The sequence below is a fragment of the Cupriavidus sp. 01L46 genome (genome assembly GCF_056399905.1).
In genome coordinates this window covers 1-2,594 of sequence record NZ_JBFTSF010000504.1, presented here as the reverse complement: position 1 = coordinate 2,594, position 2,594 = coordinate 1, and the positions used below count along the sequence as shown (strand labels likewise).

Annotated in this window: 3 protein-coding genes and 2 pseudogenes; 3 read left to right on the top strand and 2 right to left on the bottom strand. The window is 62.2% G+C overall.

From position 1 onward, the window contains the following. Positions 1 to 216 (bottom strand): annotated as a pseudogene (locus AC1DS3_RS37585) (TetR/AcrR family transcriptional regulator); the annotation flags it as partial. A 355-nt stretch (positions 217 to 571) separates the two neighbouring features. Between AC1DS3_RS37585 and AC1DS3_RS37580 the strand changes: the two are divergent. Then, on the top strand, positions 572 to 907 hold the full coding sequence (locus AC1DS3_RS37580) for an SDR family NAD(P)-dependent oxidoreductase (RefSeq protein ID WP_441630426.1): 336 nt from the start codon (positions 572 to 574) through the stop codon (positions 905 to 907). A gap of 123 nt (positions 908 to 1,030) precedes the next feature. On the opposite strand, the pseudogene AC1DS3_RS37575 reads toward AC1DS3_RS37580, so the two are convergent. After that, a pseudogene (locus AC1DS3_RS37575) lies at positions 1,031 to 1,513 on the bottom strand (hypothetical protein); the annotation flags it as partial. 156 nt (positions 1,514 to 1,669) lie between these two features. On the opposite strand from AC1DS3_RS37575, the gene AC1DS3_RS37570 reads away from it, so the two are divergent. Then, the gene (locus tag AC1DS3_RS37570; RefSeq protein WP_441630428.1) at positions 1,670 to 2,209 is read left to right on the top strand and encodes a sigma-70 family RNA polymerase sigma factor; all 540 of its coding nucleotides are present in this window, start codon (positions 1,670 to 1,672) and stop codon (positions 2,207 to 2,209) included. Further along, positions 2,209 to 2,594: anti-sigma factor family protein (locus AC1DS3_RS37565; RefSeq protein WP_477129243.1), on the top strand; the 386-nt coding region annotated here is incomplete at its 3' end. The genes AC1DS3_RS37570 and AC1DS3_RS37565, both read left to right, overlap by 1 nt.

Genomic DNA, 2,594 nt, shown 5'->3' with positions numbered 1-2,594 from the left:
CTCCACCACCTCTAGTGCGAAATCCCTGAGAAGCATCTGCCGGCTTGCGTTCAGTATTTCCTGCCCGAGCCTGGGATTGGCGCCGGCTACCGTGCGCGACAGGATGAGCGCGCCTACCATCTCGCTGTAGAACGCGATCGCCTCCCGGCGCGCGTCCTGGCTGTCTCTGCCTTCGGCGCGTTGCTCCGCGACGAGCCCCGTCAAGGTTTCGATCATCTCCTGCAAGCCATTCGCAAAGCGCGCTTGCGCCTCGTGGCCTAGTCGGCGGACGCCGCGGTGAGGCCGCTACCGCGCAACCCTGCCCGATATCACTGCAATGCGTGCCAGACAGATAGAAGTCGACCTGTCGCCTCAAACGGTTGCCGCCCGGTGCAATTTGCGCTGCGATCGCTTGCTTCAGATCGTGGTTGKCTTTGTCCATCGCAGTCGCCACGACTTCGGCCGCTAGCGCACCAACCCTTGCTCAAGCCGATCCGGACGAGGCAACCGAGGCCGAATCGAAAAGCGGCCTGCCCATGTTCGGGAACAGCTTTCCGCGCTGACTTCAAGCGTCATCTCCATCGGAGACATCATGAAACTCACAGGTAACACCGTATTCATCACCGGCGGTGGTTCGGGCATCGGCCGCGGTCTCGCCCAAGCCCTCCACAAGCTCGGCAACCAGGTCATCATCTCCGGCCGACGCGCGGAGCGTCTGCAAGCACCCTGGGTCCGCACCGAGCTGATGAACAGCAGCGAGGAGGAGCGCGCGATGCCTCTCGAAGCATTCATCGCGGGCGCGATCGAACAACTGGGCACAGTTGCCAACGAAATACTGGTGGGCCCCGCCGTGGACATGCGTGCCAATCCGGGACCAAACGAGCACGCCTGGGTCAACACGTTTAACGATCTGATGGCTGCCGGTTGAGCATGCGATTGCCTGGAAGGAGCCAGGCAATCGCACGATAACCCATACCCATCGGTCTTCTCTTTTACTGCCCATCGGTGAACCAATGCCCACGGAAGCTGATTTAGGGGGGCATAGTGCCTATCATTCGGCTGTATGTGCATTTTCTTCAGGGCTGTGAATCAAGCGTTCAGCGGCGTTTCGCGCGATCCTTCGACGCGCAAGCCGATTGCGCAGCTGGCCGGCCACAAAAGCGCTGACGATCAGCAGCAGGTAGAGGATTAGGAGATTGTGACGCCACGCATCGAGAGCGAGCTGGTGCGCAGCCAGTTTCGGATCGGGCGCCGGGAGGCTAGCTCGACTCGCCACCACGGCGCGGGTCATCCGCACAAGGCCTGCCGCCGACAGGAGTGGCACGAACACGAGCAGAGCGAGCAGGGCAGGCTTGGCGCGGCGCACCATCGCATAATGGCGCAAGCGGAGCCACAGTCCCAGGCAACCGTGTACCCAGCCCGGGGCGAGCAATGCAACCTGCAGGCCCTGCGTGCCGCTCGTGATCAGCATGATCACGATCCGCTCATAGTTCGGCTCGAAGCCGTAGAGGGAGGCCGCAAGCCGGCGGCGCACTGGTCACATGATCGGCGCTTGCCATGCCGAATCCACACGAGACCCGAACACGGGATCCGATTCAGGTGGCGGTTCCGGGAATAAAAATGGCATGCCGGCGGTCTTGCTGTTAACTCACTGCCGGTCACGGATTGCGGTTACAGCAGACACTTCACAATGGCCGATCCAGACACCGCGCAGCGTTTCGAGACGCTTGTATTGCCGCATATGACCTCGGCCTTCAATGTTGCGCGATGGTTGACGCATAACGACCAGGATGCCCAGGACGTGGTGCAGGAGGCGTACCTGCGCGCGTTCCGGTTCTTTGGCGGATTCCGCGGCGAGGATGCCCGTGCATGGCTATTGAGCATTGTGCGCAACACCTTCTACACCTGGCATCAGCAGAACCGGGGACATGCAGCACAAACCATGATGTTCGAGGAAGACATGCATAGCCTTGAGACGAGTGTGGCCGACCATGATGACAGTCCTGAAGCCATGCTCATACGCAGCCAGAGCCAGAAGCGGGTGCACAAGGCGTTGCTGGGCTTGCGGCTGGAATACCGGGAGGTGGTCGTGCTGCGGGAGCTGGAGGATTTGTCGTACAAGGAAATCGCCACCATCGTGGGCATCCCGATCGGCACGGTGATGTCTCGCCTGGGCCGAGGCCGCCAGCAACTCGCGGCGCTGCTCGCCCCGACGGATCAGGAGGCGTGATGGATCACAACCAAGCGTTTGCATTACTGCCGGGCTATCTCGACCAGGAGTTGAGCCTGTCCGAAGCACTCGAATTCGAGCGCCATCTTGCTGACTGCGAGCAGTGCCAACAGGCCTATGCACAGCACCGCCAGGTGAGTGCGCAGCTGCACCAGGCGGATTTGCGCGTTGCGGCGCCGCAGGAACTGGTGAAACGCATCAAGGCTGCGCTGCCGGTGCGCCGCACGCTCTGGCAGCGGCTGGGTGAGCGATTTGGGCGGTGGGGAGGCGGCGGGTCGCTGGCCTGGGCGCCGGCTGGCGCTGTGTTGATGAGTGTGGTGGCGTTGACCTGGAGCGTGGGGCTGTACCTCTCGGTGCCATCGAGCGAGACGCGTCTGACCCAGGA